Source organism: Vibrio sp. 14N.309.X.WAT.E.F5 (assembly GCF_030397615.1).
GTDB lineage: Bacteria > Pseudomonadota > Gammaproteobacteria > Enterobacterales > Vibrionaceae > Vibrio > Vibrio lentus.
This window is the reverse complement of record NZ_JAPNXR010000018.1, coordinates 1-18987: the sequence shown is the minus strand read 5'-3', so window position 1 is coordinate 18987 and position 18987 is coordinate 1. Positions and strand designations below refer to the sequence as shown.

General features: G+C 45.1%; 15 protein-coding genes. 8 read left to right on the top strand and 7 right to left on the bottom strand.

Annotated features, from left to right (window positions below; genetic code table 11):
• The first annotated feature begins 24 nt into the window (after window positions 1-24).
• The 3 genes from nrdA to yfaE all read left to right on the top strand — a co-directional run bounded on the left by nrdA (window position 25) and on the right by yfaE (window position 3820).
• Window positions 25-2307, top strand: coding sequence for a class 1a ribonucleoside-diphosphate reductase subunit alpha (gene nrdA / locus OW495_RS17385; RefSeq protein WP_017110974.1), 2283 nt, complete (start codon window positions 25-27; stop codon window positions 2305-2307).
• Between the two features lie 101 nt (window positions 2308-2408).
• Complete coding sequence (gene nrdB / locus OW495_RS17380; RefSeq protein ID WP_004733365.1) at window positions 2409-3542, top strand: class Ia ribonucleoside-diphosphate reductase subunit beta; 1134 nt, start codon at window positions 2409-2411, stop codon at window positions 3540-3542.
• Window positions 3542-3820 (top strand): class I ribonucleotide reductase maintenance protein YfaE, encoded by a 279-nt coding sequence (gene yfaE, locus OW495_RS17375; RefSeq protein WP_102512652.1) that lies wholly within the window; start codon window positions 3542-3544, stop codon window positions 3818-3820. The genes nrdB and yfaE overlap by 1 nt, the downstream gene beginning before the upstream one ends.
• A gap of 260 nt (window positions 3821-4080) precedes the next feature.
• On the opposite strand, the gene napF is transcribed toward yfaE, so the two are convergent.
• A complete protein-coding gene (gene napF, locus OW495_RS17370) occupies window positions 4081-4596 on the bottom strand; it encodes a ferredoxin-type protein NapF (RefSeq protein WP_102512653.1) in 516 nt (171 codons plus the stop codon).
• The gene (locus OW495_RS17365) at window positions 4596-5162 is read right to left on the bottom strand and encodes a molecular chaperone TorD family protein (RefSeq protein WP_102512654.1); all 567 of its coding nucleotides are present in this window, start codon (window positions 5160-5162) and stop codon (window positions 4596-4598) included. Before OW495_RS17365 ends, napF begins: the two co-directional genes overlap by 1 nt.
• Window positions 5163-5361: 199 nt before the next feature.
• On the opposite strand from OW495_RS17365, the gene OW495_RS17360 reads away from it, so the two are divergent.
• From OW495_RS17360 to OW495_RS17350, 3 genes are read left to right on the top strand one after another with little or no spacing between them, the layout of a single operon-like run.
• Window positions 5362-7800, top strand: a complete 2439-nt coding sequence (locus OW495_RS17360) for a DmsA/YnfE/YnfF family dimethyl sulfoxide reductase (RefSeq protein ID WP_102512655.1) — start codon at window positions 5362-5364, stop codon at window positions 7798-7800.
• 11 nt (window positions 7801-7811) lie between these two features.
• Window positions 7812-8432 carry a DMSO/selenate family reductase complex B subunit gene (locus OW495_RS17355; RefSeq protein ID WP_017106644.1) on the top strand — a complete coding sequence of 207 codons (621 nt, stop codon included), beginning with the start codon at window positions 7812-7814 and terminating at the stop codon, window positions 8430-8432.
• A 1-nt stretch (window position 8433) separates the two neighbouring features.
• Window positions 8434-9279, top strand: coding sequence for a DmsC/YnfH family molybdoenzyme membrane anchor subunit (locus tag OW495_RS17350; RefSeq protein WP_102512656.1), 846 nt, complete (start codon window positions 8434-8436; stop codon window positions 9277-9279).
• Window positions 9280-9426: 147 nt separating this feature from the next.
• Here the strand turns inward: OW495_RS17350 and OW495_RS17345 are convergent, their stop codons facing one another.
• Window positions 9427-10665: a CinA family nicotinamide mononucleotide deamidase-related protein gene (locus OW495_RS17345; RefSeq protein WP_102512657.1), complete on the bottom strand. Its 1239-nt coding sequence runs from the start codon at window positions 10663-10665 to the stop codon at window positions 9427-9429.
• A 209-nt stretch (window positions 10666-10874) separates the two neighbouring features.
• Here OW495_RS17345 and OW495_RS17340 point away from each other — a divergent pair, with 209 nt between their 5' ends.
• Window positions 10875-11783, top strand: coding sequence for a DUF3943 domain-containing protein (locus OW495_RS17340; protein WP_017110981.1), 909 nt, complete (start codon window positions 10875-10877; stop codon window positions 11781-11783).
• Between the two features lie 253 nt (window positions 11784-12036).
• Entirely contained in the window at window positions 12037-12549 is a 513-nt protein-coding gene (locus OW495_RS17335) for an ACT domain-containing protein (RefSeq protein ID WP_017110982.1), read from the top strand.
• A gap of 97 nt (window positions 12550-12646) precedes the next feature.
• Here OW495_RS17335 and nspC read toward each other — a convergent pair whose 3' ends face one another.
• From nspC to OW495_RS17315, 4 genes are all read right to left on the bottom strand, one after another.
• The gene (gene nspC / locus OW495_RS17330) at window positions 12647-13780 is read right to left on the bottom strand and encodes a carboxynorspermidine decarboxylase (RefSeq protein WP_102512658.1); all 1134 of its coding nucleotides are present in this window, start codon (window positions 13778-13780) and stop codon (window positions 12647-12649) included.
• A 172-nt stretch (window positions 13781-13952) separates the two neighbouring features.
• Window positions 13953-15203: a carboxynorspermidine synthase gene (locus OW495_RS17325; RefSeq protein ID WP_004733354.1), complete on the bottom strand. Its 1251-nt coding sequence runs from the start codon at window positions 15201-15203 to the stop codon at window positions 13953-13955.
• Between the two features lie 8 nt (window positions 15204-15211).
• The gene (locus OW495_RS17320) at window positions 15212-18151 is read right to left on the bottom strand and encodes a pyridoxal phosphate-dependent class III aminotransferase (protein ID WP_198599761.1); all 2940 of its coding nucleotides are present in this window, start codon (window positions 18149-18151) and stop codon (window positions 15212-15214) included.
• A 603-nt stretch (window positions 18152-18754) separates the two neighbouring features.
• On the bottom strand, window positions 18755-18987 hold a 233-nt coding region (locus tag OW495_RS17315), incomplete at its 5' end, for a hypothetical protein (RefSeq protein ID WP_289887582.1).

Here is an 18987-nt window from a genome sequence, read left to right as displayed (position 1 = left end):
GTTTTGTTAGGGAAATTAAGCAGAATGAACCAACAACTTACTGTTACCAAGCGTAACGGGCGCAAAGAAACGATCGATTTAGAGAAAATCCATCGAGTGATCACATGGGCAGCTGAAGGCTTGCACAATGTTTCTGTATCACAAGTAGAATTGAAAGCTCACATTCAGTTTTACGATGGCATTACCACGACTGACATTCATGAGACAATCATCAAGTCAGCAGCGGATTTAATCTCTGAAGAGACTCCTGATTACCAATATCTAGCAGCACGTCTGTCAGTGTTCCACCTACGTAAAAAAGCGTACGGTGAATACGAGCCGCCTGCTCTTTATGACCACGTTGCAAAACTGGTTGATATGGGTAAATACGATAGCCACCTTATGGAAGACTACACGAAAGCTGAATTCGAAGAGCTTGACGCGTACATCGACCACAAGCGTGACTTAAACTTTTCTTACGCGGCGGTTAAGCAGCTTGAAGGTAAATACTTCGTGCAGAACCGTGTAACAAAAGAAATCTACGAGAGTGCTCAGTTCCTTTACATCCTAGTTGCTGCGTGTTTATTCGGTAAATACCCGAAATCAACTCGTCTGGATTACATCAAACGTTTTTACGACGCCTCGTCTACGTTTAAGATTTCTCTACCTACACCAATTATGTCTGGTGTACGTACGCCTACTCGTCAATTCAGTTCATGTGTACTGATTGAGTGTGGTGACAGCCTTGATTCTATCAACGCAACAGCAAGCTCTATTGTTCGTTACGTGTCTCAACGTGCTGGTATTGGTATCAACGCAGGTCGTATCCGTGCGCTTGGTTCAGAAATCCGCAATGGTGAAGCGTTCCACACGGGCTGTATCCCTTTCTACAAATACTTCCAAACAGCAGTAAAATGTTGTTCTCAAGGTGGTGTTCGTGGCGGCGCAGCAACCGTGTTCTACCCACTATGGCACGGTGAAGTTCAGTCTCTATTAGTACTGAAAAACAACCGCGGCGTTGAAGAGAACCGTGTTCGTCACATGGACTACGGCGTACAGCTGAACAAGCTTATGTACTCTCGTCTTGTTCAAGGTGGCAACATCAGCCTGTTCTCACCTTCTGACGTACCTGGCCTTTACGACGCGTTCTTCGAAAACCAAGAGCGTTTTGAAGCACTTTACGTTAAGTACGAAAACGATCCTTCAGTGAAGCGTGAAACGGTTAAAGCCGTTGAGCTATTCTCTCTGCTGATGCAAGAGCGTGCTTCGACTGGTCGTATCTACATTCAGAACGTCGACCACTGTAATACACACAGCCCGTTTGATTCTGAAGTAGCACCTGTTCGTCAATCGAACCTATGTCTAGAAATCGCGCTACCAACTAAGCCGCTTTCTAACGTAGAAGATGACGAAGGTGAGATTGCACTATGTACGCTTTCAGCGTTTAACCTAGGCGCAATCAACGAGCTAGACGATCTGGCTGAACTTTCTGAACTGGTTGTTCGTGCTCTAGATGCACTACTTGATTACCAAGACTACCCGCTTCCAGCAGCACGTAAGTCGACAATGAACCGTCGTACTCTAGGTGTGGGTGTAATCAACTACGCATACTACCTGGCGAAGAATGGTGTTAAGTACTCTGATGGCAGCGCAAATGGCCTGACTCACCGTACTTTTGAAGCAATTCAATACCACTTGCTAAAAGCGTCTGTTGACCTAGCGAAAGAGCAAGGCCGTTGCCCATCTTTCCATGAAACCAACTACGCGAAAGGCCTACTGCCAATCGATACTTACAAAAAAGATATCGACTTAGTATGTGAAGAGCCACTGCACTACGATTGGGACACGCTACGTGAAGAGATCATGGAGCACGGCCTACGTAACTCTACACTGACAGCGCTTATGCCTTCTGAGACTTCGTCTCAAATCTCGAACGCGACTAATGGTATCGAGCCACCACGTGGTTATGTATCAGTTAAAGCGTCGAAAGATGGCATCCTGAAGCAAGTAGTTCCTGATTTCCTAAATCTTAAAGACAACTACGAGCTACTTTGGAACATTGGTACTAACGATGGTTACCTGCACTTAGTGGGTATCATGCAAAAATTCGTTGACCAAGCTATCTCTGCAAACACTAACTATGATCCAAGTGTTTACGACAGCGGTAAGGTACCAATGAAGCAACTGCTTAAAGACTTGCTAACAGCGTACAAGTACGGTGTTAAGACGCTTTACTACCATAACACTCGTGATGGTGCTAAAGACGACCAAGGCGATGCAGTTCAAGTGCCGGAAGAAGATTGTGAAGGCGGCGGTTGTAAGATCTAAACCGCAATAAACATTAAGACCCCAGAGAAGTTATCTTCTCTGGGTTTAAAGCATTAACAGGGTTCGTTTTATTACGGGTCCTTAAAGGATTTGAGGCATTTATGGCTTACAGTACTTTTTCTCAACAAAAAAACGACCAACTAAAAGAACCAATGTTCTTAGGTCAGTCGGTAAACGTTGCACGTTACGACCAACAGAAATTCGAAATCTTCGAAAAATTGATCGAAAAGCAGCTTTCTTTCTTCTGGCGTCCAGAAGAAGTAGACGTGTCTAGCGACCGTATCGACTACAACAAGCTTCCTGAGCATGAAAAGCACATCTTCATCTCTAACCTGAAGTACCAAACACTTCTAGATTCAATCCAAGGCCGCAGCCCTAACGTTGCCCTACTTCCTTTGGTATCACTGCCAGAAGTTGAAACTTGGATTGAGACATGGTCATTCTCTGAAACGATTCACTCTCGTTCATACACGCACATCATCCGTAACATCGTGAATGATCCAGGTGTAGTATTTGACGATATCGTTGAAAACGAAGAAATCCTGAAACGTGCGAAAGACATCGCGTTTTACTACGACGACCTAATCAAGCTGACGGCTGACTACCACCGCTACGGCGAAGGTAACCACAACATCAACGGCGAAGACGTTAAGATTTCACTTCACGACCTGAAGAAGAAACTTTACGTATGTCTAATGTCTGTAAACGCACTAGAAGCGATTCGTTTCTACGTGAGTTTTGCATGTTCATTCGCATTCGCTGAGCGTGAGCTAATGGAAGGTAACGCGAAGATCATCAAGCTAATCGCTCGTGATGAAGCACTTCACCTTACTGGTACACAGCACATGATCAATTTGCTGCGTAATGGCCAAGATGACTTCGAATTCATGCAGATCGCTGAAGAGTGTAAGCAAGAATGTTTCGACCTATTCAAAGAAGCAGCAGAGCAAGAAAAAGAATGGGCAGAATACCTATTCAAAGATGGCTCTATGATTGGTCTAAACAAAGACATTCTTTGCCAATACGTTGAGTACATTACCAACATCCGTATGCAGGCTGTTGGTCTAGGTACGGCTTACCCAGAAGCAACGTCGAACCCAATCCCATGGATCAACGCATGGTTATCTTCAGATAACGTACAAGTTGCTCCACAAGAAGCTGAAATCAGTTCTTACCTAGTTGGTCAAATCGACAACGAAGTAAAAGCTGACGACTTTGAAGGATTTGAGCTGTAATGCCAACAATCAAAATCAACAAGCTGACTTCGATTGAATCTAAACCGTCGAATACTCTATTGGAAACAATGGAGCAGGCGGGCTTAGAACCAGAATACAACTGCCGAGATGGGCACTGTGGCGCTTGTCGTTGCACGTTGGATTCGGGTGAAGTTGAGTACGTTGGTTTTGCTATGGCTTACACACAAGGCGATGAAATTTTGCCATGCATCTGCAAAGCAAAAACTGATTTGTCGCTGAGTAACGTAACTCACAGAAGTAAACAGAAGCGCGCCTAAGCTATTTCGCTAAAGTTCGATTTGCTTAGTTTTATTCTGTTTGGTTTCGCTTGAGATAGAGTCACGTAAGTTCAAACGCTTTATTTTTGAAACGCTTTAGGTTTAAAGCAACGCTTCTTCAAAGATGATAAGTATTGTAAAAAGGGTCCGCTTCCTCTTGGAATGCGGACCCTTTTTCTATTCATACCTTTAGGCCTCTGAGACGACTCTCCTATCACTCAAAGCCTTCTTGTTGGTTCCCACCAAGCAAAACCGGATGTTTACTGTTGAGTCAGGTTCAGAGTCACTGAACCAATGTAACAAGCGCTTCGGCACTCTCCGCAACCATTACACTTGTCTTTGTCTAAGGTAGGCAACTCCCCTACTTCGATTTGAATTGCACTTACTGAACAAGCGGTTTGGCACGCATTACAATCCATTTGCATGTAGTTGTTACAGCTATCCGCAAAGCTAGGCTTAAGGTCGATATAAGGCGTGACCGTTGGATGAAGTGCGCCAGTCAGGCACACTTCACTGCACTTATCACACAGCGAACAACTGTTGTAATCCAAATTCAGTAGCGCACTGCCCTCTAGCATCTCAATGACGCTATTTGGACACGCTTGCTCGCACAAACCACAACCATCGCAAAGACGCTCAAACAGCACCTCATCAACCGCTCTTGGCGGCCTTGCATGCACGCGCTGTGATTTCTCTTCATAACTTGCCGCAGCTTTAACCGGCTTAGAGAGTCGAGTTAAGAAACCACGCCTATTTGAATTTATTTGCTCAGGCATTAGTCGATATATAACTTTTTAGTGGCTACGTTTAAATTATATTCAGATGTTAATTGATTAAGCCAATTTATTACATCGCTTGATAGCTTCTTATAAAATGATAAATCTGATGCTGTATTTAATTTCTCTAAATAAACAGGAGACCAAGTCAATAAATGGGAAGTCAACAATTCACGCGCTGAATCAATATTATTCTTTTCTAACAAATACGCATGGGCGAATAGCATTAAACCAAATTGATCTTCTGGCTCTCTTAACCCCGTGTCTAACTCTATCTGATTCAATTCCAAGAATTTGCGATATTCTACAGTCGATGCGCCGAACACGACGCGGTCTTTATCTAGGTAAACAGAACCCCAAGGTGGCGCAGGCATGTCTCCAACGCCTTCAAAAAGGCGGCTAAACTCTGTAACTAGCGCATCTTCTTGTTCATTTTGAAGTGCTAGCAAGCACGCTTCTGATAGTACTTCACTCTCGACCAATGCTTCGACAATGGTTAACAACTGTTCTTTACTTGCCGCTTGATAAAATAGCGAACCCAATAATTTATGCGTATCGATAATCATTATTATTTATACCGTAATAGGTTTTAACGACAATTATATTAATTAAACCATTCCATTCTTTGATCTAATTTATACATTCAATTCATAAACTTTAAATTGAGCACTTATTTGATTCCTATCAATCAACATTTAAAAATTAAAAGACAAAAACAAAACTACCTATAAAGTGCTAGTCATCAATAACAAAAGGCATCTTAGAATGACGAATAAGAAAGAATCTGGGGTAATGAATCTTACTCGAAGAGGCTTCATGAAAGCTTCTTCTGCGGTAGGTAGCGCAGCAGCTCTCGCGGGCGGCATCGCTTTACCTTTCAAATCCAGACCAGTAGCGGCTGCGGTTGCTGAGAGTGTGGATGAGAAAATCGTATGGAGTGCATGTACGGTAAACTGTGGCTCTCGCTGCCCATTACGTATGCATGTGCAAAACGGTGAAATCAAATACGTAGAAACCGACAACACAGGTACTGACGAATACGGTCATCACCAAGTTCGTGCTTGTCTACGTGGACGCTCTATGCGCCGCCGTGTTTACAACCCAGATCGCCTGAAATACCCAATGAAACGTGTTGGTAAACGTGGTGAAGGTAAATTCAAACGTATTAGCTGGGAAGAAGCTTACGATGAAGTTGCTGGCACCATGCAACGCCTTATCAAAGACTACGGTAACGACACCATCTACCTAAACTACGGTACAGGTACGCTAGGTGGCACTGTCACAAAATCTTGGCCACCAGCACAAACGCTGATTGCTCGTCTAATGAACCTAAGTGGTGGTTACCTGAACCATTACGGTGACTACTCAACAGCGCAAATCGCGAAAGGTTTGAGCTACACCTACGGTGGTTGGGCAAACAACAACTCTTTCTCTGATTTAGAGAACACGAAACTTAACATCCAATTTGGTAACAACCCTGCTGAGACTCGTATGTCTGGCGGTGGTCTGATCCACCACTACGTAGAAAGCAAAAATAAATCGAACGCAAGAACGATCATCATCGACCCTCGCTACACCGATACTGCTGGTGGCCGTGAAGATCAATGGATTCCAATTCGTCCCTCTACCGATGCAGCATTGGTTGCTGGCCTTGCACACGTGATGATCACTGAAGACCTTGTCGACCAACCGTTCTTAGATAAATACTGTGTCGGTTACGATGAGAAGACGCTTCCAGCATCTGCACCAAAGAACAGCGACTACAAATCTTACATCCTAGGTTTAGGTGAAGACGGTGTAGAGAAGACGCCAGAGTGGGCTTCTAAGATCACAGGTATTCCCGTTGATACTATCGTCAAGCTTGGCCGTGAGATGGGCACTGCAAAACCATGTGCTATCCACCAAGGTTGGGGCTTACAACGCACTGCAAACGGTGAGCTAGCTTGTCGTGCAATCGCAATGCTGTCTCTACTAACTGGTTCTGTTGGTGTATCAGGTGGTTCTACTGGTGCTCGTGAAAGTGATATCAATATTCCATTTGTTCGCTTCCCGACTGTGCCAAACCCAGTTGAAACTTCTATCTCGATGTTCATGTGGACAGACGCGATTTACCGTCACGATGAAATGACCGACATCACTGATGGTGTTCGCGGTGCAGAGCGTCTTAAGAACCCAATCAAGATGATCTGGAACTATGCAGGTAACTGTATTATCAACCAGCACTCAGACATCAACAAAACACACGAGATCCTTCAAGATGACACTGCATGTGAAATGATTGTTGTGGTCGATAACCACATGACATCTTCTGCAAAATACGCCGATATCATCCTGCCTGACTTAACCACATCAGAGCAAGACGACTGGTGTATGGATGGTAAAGCAGCAAACATGCCTTACTTCATCTTCGCGCAAAAAGCGATCGAGCCTCAGTTCGAAGCGAAATCTATCTACGAGATGTGTTCTCAATTGGCGAAGCGTATGGGCGTGGAAAAAGAGTTCACAGAAGGCCGTACTCAAGAGCAATGGATTGAGCATCTTTACGCTGAAACTCGTAAGAACGATCCAACACTGCCAACCTTCGAAGAGATGAAAGAGCTGGGTATCTACAAGCGTAGCTATGACCACCACTACATCGCTTACGAAGATTTCCGCAAAGATCCTGAAGCGAATCCACTGACCACACCAAGTGGCAAGATCGAGATCTACTCAGAGCAACTGGCTGATATCGCGAAGACTTGGAAATTGAAAGAAGACGAAGTGATTCACCCTCTTCCGATTTACGCCGATTCTTTTGAAGGCCACAACGACCCATTAGCAGAGAAGTACCCACTTCAGCTAACTGGTTTCCACTACAAGGCTCGTACTCACTCGACTTACGGCAACGTTGCAGAAATCAAAGCAGCAGCACCGCAAGAGTTGTGGATCAACCCTATTGATGCGAAAGAACGTGGTATCGAAAACGGCGACATGGTGAGTATTTTTAACGACCGTGGCGAAGTTCATATTCCAGCGAAAGTGACACCTAGGATTCTTCCTCGAGTTGTCGCGCTAGGCGAAGGTGCATGGTACGCACCAGATGGTCAGAAGATCGACCATGCAGGCTCTATCAACGTGCTAACCACTCAGCGCCCGAGCCCACTTGCTAAGGGTAACCCTCAGCATACAAACCTAGTTCAAATCAAAGCGCTAAAGAAAGCATAAGGTAGGTTGGAATGAAACAATACGGCTTTTACATTGATTCAAGTAAATGCACGGGTTGTAAAACCTGTCAGCTTGCTTGTAAAGATTATAACGATCTAGACATCAAAACGAACTACCGTCGCGTGTACGAATACGCAGGTGGTGGCTTCACTCAAGATGGCGACACCTGGGTTCAGAAAGATGTCTTTTCTTACTACCTGTCTATCGCTTGTAACCACTGTACTAACCCTGCGTGTGTGAAAGTATGTCCTTCAGGCGCAATGCACAAGCGTGACGAAGACGGCTTGGTTGTGGTTGACGAGAGTGTGTGTATAGGTTGTCAGCACTGTAGCAATGCGTGCCCTTACGGTGCACCGCAATACAATGCGAAGAAAGGTCACATGACCAAATGCGATGGTTGTTACCAACGTGTTTCTGAAGGCAAGCAACCTATCTGTGTTGAGTCTTGCCCACTTCGTGCATTGGAGTTTGGTGAAATCAATACACTTCGCGAGAAGTACGGTTCTGGTGCAGATGTAGCACCACTGCCATCTTCAAGTGAAACACTGCCAAACATCGTGATTAAACTGAACAAAAATGCGAAGCCTACTGGCGATACCAGTGGTCACCTAGCAAACCCGAAGGAGGTGTAAGATGATTTTTCATGAGTGGTCTTTGATTTTCTTTACGGTACTGGCTCAAACAGCCGTGGGTGGTTACTTACTTATTAGCGCACGTGCACTGGTACTTGGTCATGACGAAGATAAGCTGAACAGCTACAAGGTTCCAATGTTCATTCTATGGGCACTGATGGGGCTTGGCTTCATGTTCTCGACAACGCACCTTGGTTCTCCACTGCGCGCGTTTAATGCCTTTAACCAGCTAGGCTCAGCTTGGTTGTCTAACGAGGTATTCTTCGGTGCGGCATTCTTCGCAGTAGGCGGCCTGCAATGGTTACTGTCGGTAGTTAAGAAAGGCGGCATAGCTATCCAGAAAGCACTGATGGTTGGCGCGATGGTGCTGGGTGTTATCTTCATGTACGCGATGATCAACGTATACATGATCAACACTGTACCGACTTGGGACAACATCTACACGCCACTGAGCTTCATCATGACCATGGTTGTGGGTGGCTTGCTGCTGTCTCAGTTCGTGATTGTATTCGCCAACGACAGTCGCTTTACGGTTGACCGCAACATCACGATGCTGGCTGTGATTGCCGTTGCTATTAGCTTGATTGTGACAGTAGGAAAACTGAACCTAATCGGTGACATCCAAACTTCAGTAGCTAAAGCGTCTGAGTTGGTTGACGGTTTAGGCAGCTATGTGATTCTTCAAGTGGCATTGCTGATGGCAAGCTTGCTAGTTTGGATTCTACCTATGCTGAACAAAGCAAAAGTGAACCCAGTAAACCTAGGCTTAGCATTAGTACTATTCTTAGCTTCAGAACTCATTGGCCGTGGTTTGTTCTACAGCCTACATATGACAAGCGGTTTGTAATCACAGCCCTCTTGTTTAGTTATCTAGAAGGCTAGATAAACTAAAGGCCCAACACCTATTTGGATGTTGGGCCTTTTTATTTGTTCTGATTTAACCTTAGTTGCAGAGGTCTTGGCTCAAGAAAACTTGGTTAGCGAAAATAGCTGCTTACTTGATGATAGCTGAAGGAATAAACATGTCTTTCAATCGCTTAACCGAAGAGTAAGTGCCAAACATAGGTTTGTTGTCTAGGTGTCTTCTCAGCATATCTGCCGCAACGGTTTTGATGATAGTGCGCGCATCTTCACGATTGTACTGGCGGTAAAACTCAAGCACTTGGCCCCACTCACCCGCTTCGCTCGACAGTGCAATACTGAATGTGTTGCCTTCTAATTTACCTGTCACTAAAGCTAATTCAGTACCGCATTTCTCTCTAGTTGCGCCAGCCAGTGCAAAGGTTGCGGCTAGTGGGTCGCTTTTTTCGAGTTCACCTTCTTTTGGTTCAGCCATGACCCAAGAGTGACCAAAGCAATCTTCAACCTGCTCATTCGATTGCAACCAAGCCGACAATGCACCTTTAGTCGACACTTCAGACACAGACAAGGTTTTCTTTCTCTCTGCCATGATGTGGCCAATATGATCAATCATCGGCTCATCAACACTGACTACATTGCTCTCTAACAGCTTGTACACCATTTGCAGCAGTTTAACGCGGGTTTCTAAACCAGACTTAGGCCCAAACAATTTCACCTCAATGAACGGCAGATAAGAGCGATAACCCAACTCATAACCTTCAGGCAGTTTCAATTGGTCCAACACATCAGAGATACCCGACTCAGATAAACCAAAGGTAAATAGACGACTGCACTCAGAAGCAACCACTTGTGGATAAGCACGCGACAAATCAGGCAGGATTTCAAAGGTCACCATGCGCTTGAATTCACTCGGTACACCCGGCGTGAAATAGAACGTCGCGCCATTGATTTTCAGCTTGAAGCCGCACGCCGTGCCTACTGGGTTATCGACGACCTCTGAACTTGCTGGCAACAAGGCTTGTTTAAGGTTGCTGTCAGGCATCGGCATACCACGTCCAGCAAACATCTCTTCTATACGATCTAACCATTCGGGGAACATGACTAGTTTCTGTTCTGACGCTGCTGCAGCGGCAGCCGCACTCATGTCATCCGTTGTTGGCCCTAAACCGCCATTGACGATAACCACATCATAGTTAAAGCTCAGCATCAGCAGTTCTTCAATGAGAGCATTCATTTGGTCACCCACAGTAGAACGTTTGGCGAGAGCAAAGCCGTGTTGGTAGAACTCTCCAGACATCCAAGCTGCGTTTGTGTCTACAATGTCTCCATGAAGAACTTCTTCACCTGTGCTTAACATTGCGATTTTCGTCATATTTCTATCCCTTGTGGTCATAAAAAGACACTGCATTATTCATAAACTGGTCTATGGTTGAATTTGAGACATTCCAGCTTTTCACAAATATTATTAATGTTAAATCTAAGGTTTTCTTAGGAAAAGCGACAAATTATTAGTTCCCTAAATCAGGCATTTAATAGATAATTGTGACTCTGATCAATTCTTAACTTCTCATGGAGACCCTTGTGGCCAAATCACCGTTACTAGCGAAGGTTACTGCTGCATTTTCAATGCTAATGTCAGTTAACTCGGTTGCAAGCCAATACGACTTCGACCAGCCAATCAACCTTTCTTATTCGGATGAATGTGCTCAAGACTACTGTGTTAATGATAGCTTGTACACCTACAAGCCAAGTGCTAATTACGCACTGAGCGAATCAAGTGACGAGTACGACTTCTCAATCCAACAACCAAAACATATGTTGGTGAGTCAAGAGAAAGATTGGGATTATCTAATGGGTCAAACCTACACTATTCTGGGTTTAAGTGTTGCTACAGTGGGTCTAATGACTCTGCTACCTGAAAGTATCACTAAGTGGGATGATGACCAACGTGATATCAGCTCATTAGGTAAAAAGTGGAAAGATAACGTGTCTGAAGGCCCAGTCTGGGACCGCGATGAACACTTCCTAAACTACGTGATGCACCCATATTTTGGTGGTGTTTACTACACTGCAGCTCGACACGCGGGTTACGATGAGTTTGAGTCTTTCTTATACTCTTGGACCATGTCGACATTCTTCTGGGAGTACGGTGTAGAAGCGTTTGCAGAAGTGCCTTCTTGGCAAGATCTGTTCATCACACCATTCTTTGGTGCGGTTGTCGGTGAATTGATGCTAGAAGCTGAGCAAGACATTGTGGCTTCAGGTGGCGAAGTGATGGGTTCTCAAACCATGGGTGATGTTTCTCTATTCTTCCTAAACCCTGTTGGCCATATCCACTACTGGGTAAGTGACGCTTGGGGCGGTGATGCAGAAGTTAACCTGAACACCAACCCTTGGTGGGATAACCAAGATGCAGCAAGATTCGCATACGATGCAGGCGCACCTTATGACTCTCAGTTTGTTGGTATGAACTTTAAAGTTACGTTCTAAAATAGCTTTCAGTCTCTGAACTCTAAGTTGCTGCATTCCCAGTAACAACAACGACTCTTCTAAAAAGCGGCTCTCTAGCCGCTTTTTTTGTGCCCTACTCTCCATTCTCTTTTTTTGCATCACAGCTTAGTTTCAAAAATTGACGCAGGTCAAACATTGTTCGATGTAAACTTCTACACTGAAATTAACGAACTTTATCGCGTGATATCAAACATTTAATTAGCAACGATTAATTGAGACTTTGGGGGCTGATATGAACAGTACATTTATCGTAAACTTTATCGGAAAAGCATCACCAGCAACAATCAAGCAACTTGCTGCGGTTACTCACGAAAACGACGGGAAATGGCTCATTAGTAAAGTTAACTTTATTGAAGACCAAGTCGCAGGCGTACTCAAGGTTCAACTTCCAGCCATCAACGAATCAATTGTGAAAGAAGCTTTCAGCGCCAATGCTGATCTTATCGTGCAGTTTGTTGATTCAGACCATACTCACAACGCACAAGATACGATCCATCATCTACGACTCGACTCTAACGACCGAGCTGGCATCGTGAATGAAGTAACACACGTGTTAGACAGACAAGGCATCAGCATTCTAGATATGGATTGTCACCGCGTGTTTATCGCCGGAGGCGGTGGTGTTAGCTCTAGTTTATTTACTTCCAAGATTGCCGTTAAGCTACCAATCGAAGTTTTGATTGATGATGTGGTCAACGAATTGGAAACGCTAAGCGAAGATACTCGCGTGATCATTGAAAGCTAACTGGTAACGGCTGATTGTTATAGCTAATAGCTATATCAAAAAATAAAAAAGAGCAGCTCATCGGCTGCTCTTTTTATTGTTCTGAAGTAAGATTTCGCTACTTAACCGACCATTGCGACAATGAGCGTTTGAAGTCTTCATAGCCAAATTCATTTAGCTTCTGAACTTCGCCACTGCTACGTTCGCAATAGATTGATGGCATTTTTAGGCCATTGAACCAGTTCAGTTTCACCATGGTGTAACCCGCACTGTCTAACAGATGCAGTCTTTGACCAATTTTCAGTGGCTCTTCAAAGCTTGCTTCACAGAACTGATCGCCAGCAAGGCATGAACATGAACCAATCACGTAGTCATGGTTACCGTTTTCAGAGGCTTCTAATACCGACGCTGGTTCATTGTAGATAAGCGTATCAAGGCGATGAGCTTCGGTTGCCGAATCGACAATTGCCGTTTTCTTCACGTTCTCAACAATATCAACCACTGTCACAACTAAGTCGGTTGTTTTAGTGATGATAGCTTCACCCGGCTCTAGGTACATCTGCACGCCGTGTTTTTCAGAGAAGGCTTTTAGCGCAAGACCCAGTCTCTCGATGTCATAACCCAGCCATGTGAAGAACACACCTCCGCCCATGCTCACCCAATCCAACTTATCTAAGTGCTCGCCAAACTGTTCTGAGATTGAATCAAGCAGGCCGATAAATGCATCGACGTCTTTGTTCTCACAGTTCATGTGGAACATCACACCATTAATCTCATCGAAGATCTCTGGTTTGATGTGATCTGCTTGAACACCCAAACGAGAGAATTGACGCGCTGGGTTTGCCAGATCTTGTCCTGCGTAGCTCACACCTGGATTTAAACGTAAACCCAGCGAAGCCTTACCTTCAACGATGTGTCGGTAAGCAGCAAGTTGGCTTTGAGAGTTGAAGATCATCTTATCGCAGATATCCGCAACTTCTCTCACGTCATCTTCGCTGTAACCGACACTGTAAGCGTGCGTCTCACCACCAAAAGTTTCGTGGCCAAGCTTCACTTCGTATGGGCCAGAGCTTGTCGTGCCATCGAGGTAAGGCTTGATGATGTCAAACACACCCCATGTCGAAAAACACTTAAGTGCCAATACCAACTTAACACCTGAAATCTCTTTCAGCTGCTTAGCTATCTCTAAATTCGCAATCAACTTGTCTTCGTTGATCATGAAATAAGGCGTTTTTAGTTCGTTGTTTTGCATGTTAATACCTTGCGGCCCTCGAGTTCACGAAGGCACATGATAATCGAACAAAGCCGACGCAACAGCATCGGCTTGTAATTATACGTTCTCGTCAATCATATGACTTTGAATGGAATTCGCAGAGCTTTGACCTTATCGCTAGGACAACGCGACGAGGGCAAAGAGCCAGAAATTACTTCAAAGTGTGGATCAGAGGTAAACCAGCTGTCGGCTCTAGCTCTTGAACGTGCCAATCTAGACCGATTTCAGGCATGGTTGCTAGGAACGGGTCTGGGTTTAGCTGTTCCATGTTGAATACGCCTTTATCAGCCCATTCGCCACGGAAGAACTGAAGTGCAGCCGTAATCGCTGGAACACCCGTAGTGTAAGAGATTGCTTGGTGTTCTACGTCTTCGTAAGCCACTTCGTGGTCTGCGTTATTGTAGATGAATACGCTGCGCTCTTTACCGTCTTTCTTACCTTGAACCCACGTACCGATACACGTTAAACCTGTGTAACCCGGAGCTAGAGATGTTGGATCTGGCAGTAGTGCTTTAAGAACATGTAGAGGCTGAACCACAGTGCCGTCATGTAGCGTTAGTGGATCAGGGCTAAGAAGACCGATGTCACGCATGCAGTTGAAGTAGTTCAGGTATGCATCACCAAAGCCCATCCAGAATTCAATACGCTTAGCTGGGATGAACTCTTTCATTGAACGCACTTCATCGTGCGCCATTGAGTACACTTTGTGAGAACCACAGTTCGGGAATTCAAACTCAAGCATACGAGAGTGACAAGGTACTTGCTTCCACTCTTCATTTTCCCAGTAAAAAGAATCGCCTTGGATCTCAAGCATGTTGGTTTCTGGGTCAAAGTTCGTCGCAAACTTCTTGCCGTGGTCGCCAGCATTCACGTCCATTACATCAATTGAGTCAATCTCATCGAACAAGTGCTTAACCGCGTACGCTGCAAAGATTGATACCACACCTGGATCGAAACCCGCGCCAAGAATACCTGTGATGCCCGCTTCAGCGAACTTCTCACGGTAGCCCCACTGCCAATCGTAAGCTTGTGGTACTTGTTGGCCTTCAGAACATAGATCAACCGCTACCGATGTATCTAGGTAAGAGACTTTAGATTGGTAACACGCTTCCATGATCGCCATGTTTACCCAAGGAGGACCAGCGTTGATCACAAGATCCGGCTTAACTTCTTTAATCAAAGCAACAAGTGCATCAACATCGTCAGCGTCTACTGAACGAGCTTCTAGTTTCTTAGTAGAATCTTTAAGGTTGTTTTTACCCTTGATAGATTCGATGATTTTTTCACACTTCGCGATTGTGCGAGAAGCGATTGTGATATCACCCAGTACTTCGTTATTTTGTGCTGCTTTGTGTGCAACAACCCAACCAACGCCGCCTGCACCAATTTGTAGAATAGCCATAGTTTTAATTACCCTTGTTGTTCTGCTAGCTCAATGGCTAGAGTTTGAATTTTGTTAATTAAAGATTTGAAATCTGATGTCGTTAAGCACGGATTCAAGATAGTGAATTTCAGCGCGCTTTTACCATCAACGACCGTTTCGCCAAGTACTGCAACGCCACGAGTCAGCGCCTCCAGTCTTAACGTCTGATTCAGTTTGTCTAAATCTAGCTCACCGTTTGCTGACGGCTTAGATCGGAACAGCACTGTTGATAGTGAAGGCTCAGCAAGCAGCTCAAAATCGTCATGCTTCTGAATCAAATCGGCAACCTCAAGCGTCTGCTCTAGAAGATGGTCATACATATCACCCAGTTGCTTTGGTCCAACGCTTTGCATCGTCATGAAGACTTTCAGTGCATCGAAACGCTTGGTGGTAGCGATAGACTTATCGACTAGATTTGGCAGCTCATCGTGCTCGCGATTCAAGTAATCTGCGTGATGCAGTAGGTACTTAAAGTTCGCTTTGTCTTTCAGAAGCACAGCACCACAACTGATGGTTTGGAAGAACAACTTGTGGAAGTCGACACTCACTGAGTCCGCTTTTTCGATGCCTTTCAGACGAGCTTTATGGCTACTTAAGATAAGCGCGCCACCGTAAGCACTGTCGACATGGAACCAAAGGCCTTGTTGGTTGGCGATATTAGCAATCGCTTCTAGGTCATCAATAGCACCGTGATCGGTTGTGCCCGCCGTACCAACCACAGCAAAAGGAATCAGACCTTGAGCTTTAAGTGCTTTCACTTCTGCGTCTAGCAAATCTGGCTTGATAGTGCCATTTGCATTCGTATCAACGCAGCATACTGCCGCTTCGCCTAGCCCTAGTAGAGAGGCTGACTTTTGAACCGTGAAGTGAGATTTCTTTGAACATAAGATACGAAGCTTGCTTGCGTAGTCTGGTAAGCCAAGCTTTTGGATTGAGTGGCCATTGTGCTTATCTGCAACCCAGTCTCTCGCAAGCAATAAGCCCATTAGGTTACTTTGCGTGCCACCGCTTGTGAAAACACCGTCAGCTTGTGCACCAAGTTGGTATTTGTCACACATCCAATCCACCACACGCTGCTCAACATAAGTCGCAGCAGATGCTTGGTCCCATGAATCCATTGATTGATTCAACGCCGCGATAATCGATTCCGCAGCTACCGAAGCCATAAGAGGAGGAGTGTGAAGGTGTGCAATGCAGTCTGGGTGTTGCACGAAGATGGAGTTTGCAGCGACAAGGTCTGCAGTGCTATCTACAACATCAACCAAAGCGTGTTGATTGTTATCGAGATCAACAGCATTGATAGCTGCTTCTAGCACTTTTGGATCTAAACCCGAATAAGGGGTTTCAACTTGTTCAAAAACGGCTTTCATCGCTTGAGTGGTTTGGTTCATCACGCTAGCAAATTCGTCGCTACCGCCTAAACCTGTCTGGATGAAATGCTTATTCCATTCTTGGTGAGTTTGTTCGCTTGAAGCTGGGGCTTGTTGTAAACCACCACCCGCTGCGATGATCGCTTCTTCCATGACGCGCAGTGCAAAGTCGATCTGCTCAAAAGAGATAATCATTGGCGGAAGGAAACGAATTACCGAACCATCACGACCACCCTTTTCAACCATCAAGCCGCGCTCTAATGCCGCTCGCTGAATAGCTAATGTAAGTTCACCGTCTGATTTCGGCTCGCCAAATTTGTTGAGCTCACCGTTTGGTTGCTTGATCTCAGCGCCAAGCATCAGGCCTTTGCCACGAACTTCAGCAATACAGTTCACACGCGATTGAATCTTCTCAAGCCCATGACGTAAATATTGGCCTGCGATGTTAGCGTGCTCAACCAAACCATCACGTTCGATGATCTCTAACGCCTTAGCGCCAGATACCATTGCCAACTGATTACCACGGAATGTGCCGGTGTGCTCACCCGCTTTCCAAGTATCGATGCTCTTATCGAACACAAGCAGCGACATAGGCAGTCCGCCACCAATCGCTTTAGATAAACATAAGATATCAGGGTTAACGCCTGACTCTTCAAACGCGAATCGATGACCCGTTTTACCCACACCACACTGAATTTCATCAAAAATCAGTAGGATGCCATGCTCATCACAGATGCGACGTAGGCCTTGTAGCCAAGATGCAGGAGCTGGAATCACACCGCCCTCACCTTGTACAGGCTCGACGATCATCGCTGCAGGTTTCATGATGCCAGATTCATCGTCATTCAACATACGCTCGATGTAACGAATGCTCGCGTTAGCACCCGCTTCACCGCCAATGCCAAACGGGCAACGAAGGTTGTATGGGAAAGGCATGAAATGTACGTCAGACATTAAGCCACTACGACGTTCTTTAGTGCCAAGGTTACCCATCATGCCCATGGTGCCGTTAGTCATGCCGTGGTAAGCACCACGAAAAGCAAACATGGTGTTGCGACCTGTAGTTTGCTTGGCTAGCTTGATCGCGGCTTCCACAGCATCAGCGCCAGACGGGCCACAGAATTGAAGAACCGAGTTCGTTGAAAAGTCTTGAGGGAGAAAAGCTTTAACTCGCTTGATAAACGTCTCTTTTGCTTGAGTCGTAATATCAAGAGTCTGGTATGGCAAACCTGAATCGAGTTGGTCTTTAAGTGCTTGGTTAATCTCAGGGTGGTTGTAACCCAGAGAAAGTGTACCTGCACCGGCTAAGCAATCGAGAAAGAGTTGGCCACGAGTATCTTCAACTAAAACACCACATGCTCTTTTAATAGCAATCGGTAGGCGTCTTGGGTATGAACGAACATCCGATTCATGCTGTTCTTGCTCTAGCAAAATAGCGTCGGGTGTTAGGTCGTAAGTTCCCTCTACGATAGGAACCATAGTTGAAAATGAATTTGCGATAGTATTAATATCGACTTCAAAGGCGGTAGTCATAAAAGTCCCCTTGAATGTGTTCATACTCACCTCCATCAGACGCAATTGCACACCGTCCCTCTATTGATTTAGAGAGAATTCATAGTGAAACACGCGTATTGTCTAGAAATGAGATATAGCTGTACGCTCGCATAAGTCAAATGACGAATACGAAATTAGGCCGTCTTAGGACAGCAAAAATTAGTTAGCGTGAGCTCAAGGTTCAGTAATGCTACTGTTTTGAAGAATTGGACATTTGTGCAGTATCGGACAGCTATGAAGAACTGGCCCTTTTGGAAATGCAGAGCTGATTAGCAATGTTGTTATTAGTGTGTTCAATGTTGGGTTTCCCATTAGCATGGCGAATTGCGCCATAAGTATCCCGTCTATCAGCTAAAGGCTAGCTGATACCTACCCTACGTAATGTCCCAATCAGCAAGAATGGTCATTACGCGTATCCCCCAGAAGCAATCATTGCTCATCTTGAACATTGTTCATTCCGAGATTGCGCGGGAAAGTAACATAAAGTGAAATGAACGATCAATAGTTTTTAATAATCGCTTGATAAATAGGAGCGGTGACTGACAAATTGCTGAAAATATCGTCAACACTATCGTTGGGGAAAGAGATCCCCGGTTCATTCGTTCCTCATGCCCGAGGATGACGACGTGGGTATACAAACGTTGCTAGTGAGGCTTTGAGATAGACATGAAATTTGAGTGCGGGTTCGAACAAGAAGAGTACTGACATGTAAAAGCTAAAAGCCAGAAGCCAGAAGCCAGAAACCAGAAACCAAAAAGCCCGAACATTTCTGTTCGGGCTTTTTAATTTGGAGCGATACATCGGGTTCGAACCGATGACCTCAACCTTGGCAAGGTTGC

What these genes read in the sequence shown, in the direction of transcription:
- yfaE (WP_102512652.1), top strand. Translation starts at nt 3,542, where the DNA reads ATGCCAACAATCAAAATCAACAAGCTGACTTCGATTGAATCTAAACCG.
- OW495_RS17350 (WP_102512656.1), top strand. Translation starts at nt 8,434, where the DNA reads ATGATTTTTCATGAGTGGTCTTTGATTTTCTTTACGGTACTGGCTCAA.
- OW495_RS17365 (WP_102512654.1), bottom strand. Translation starts at nt 5,162, where the DNA reads ATGATTATCGATACGCATAAATTATTGGGTTCGCTATTTTATCAAGCG.
- OW495_RS17325 (WP_004733354.1), bottom strand. Translation starts at nt 15,203, where the DNA reads ATGGCTATTCTACAAATTGGTGCAGGCGGCGTTGGTTGGGTTGTTGCA.
- OW495_RS17335 (WP_017110982.1), top strand. Translation starts at nt 12,037, where the DNA reads ATGAACAGTACATTTATCGTAAACTTTATCGGAAAAGCATCACCAGCA.
- OW495_RS17320 (WP_198599761.1), bottom strand. Translation starts at nt 18,151, where the DNA reads ATGAACACATTCAAGGGGACTTTTATGACTACCGCCTTTGAAGTCGAT.
- OW495_RS17360 (WP_102512655.1), top strand. Translation starts at nt 5,362, where the DNA reads ATGACGAATAAGAAAGAATCTGGGGTAATGAATCTTACTCGAAGAGGC.
- nspC (WP_102512658.1), bottom strand. Translation starts at nt 13,780, where the DNA reads ATGCAAAACAACGAACTAAAAACGCCTTATTTCATGATCAACGAAGAC.
- nrdB (WP_004733365.1), top strand. Translation starts at nt 2,409, where the DNA reads ATGGCTTACAGTACTTTTTCTCAACAAAAAAACGACCAACTAAAAGAA.
- nrdA (WP_017110974.1), top strand. Translation starts at nt 25, where the DNA reads ATGAACCAACAACTTACTGTTACCAAGCGTAACGGGCGCAAAGAAACG.
- napF (WP_102512653.1), bottom strand. Translation starts at nt 4,596, where the DNA reads ATGCCTGAGCAAATAAATTCAAATAGGCGTGGTTTCTTAACTCGACTC.
- OW495_RS17355 (WP_017106644.1), top strand. Translation starts at nt 7,812, where the DNA reads ATGAAACAATACGGCTTTTACATTGATTCAAGTAAATGCACGGGTTGT.
- OW495_RS17345 (WP_102512657.1), bottom strand. Translation starts at nt 10,665, where the DNA reads ATGACGAAAATCGCAATGTTAAGCACAGGTGAAGAAGTTCTTCATGGA.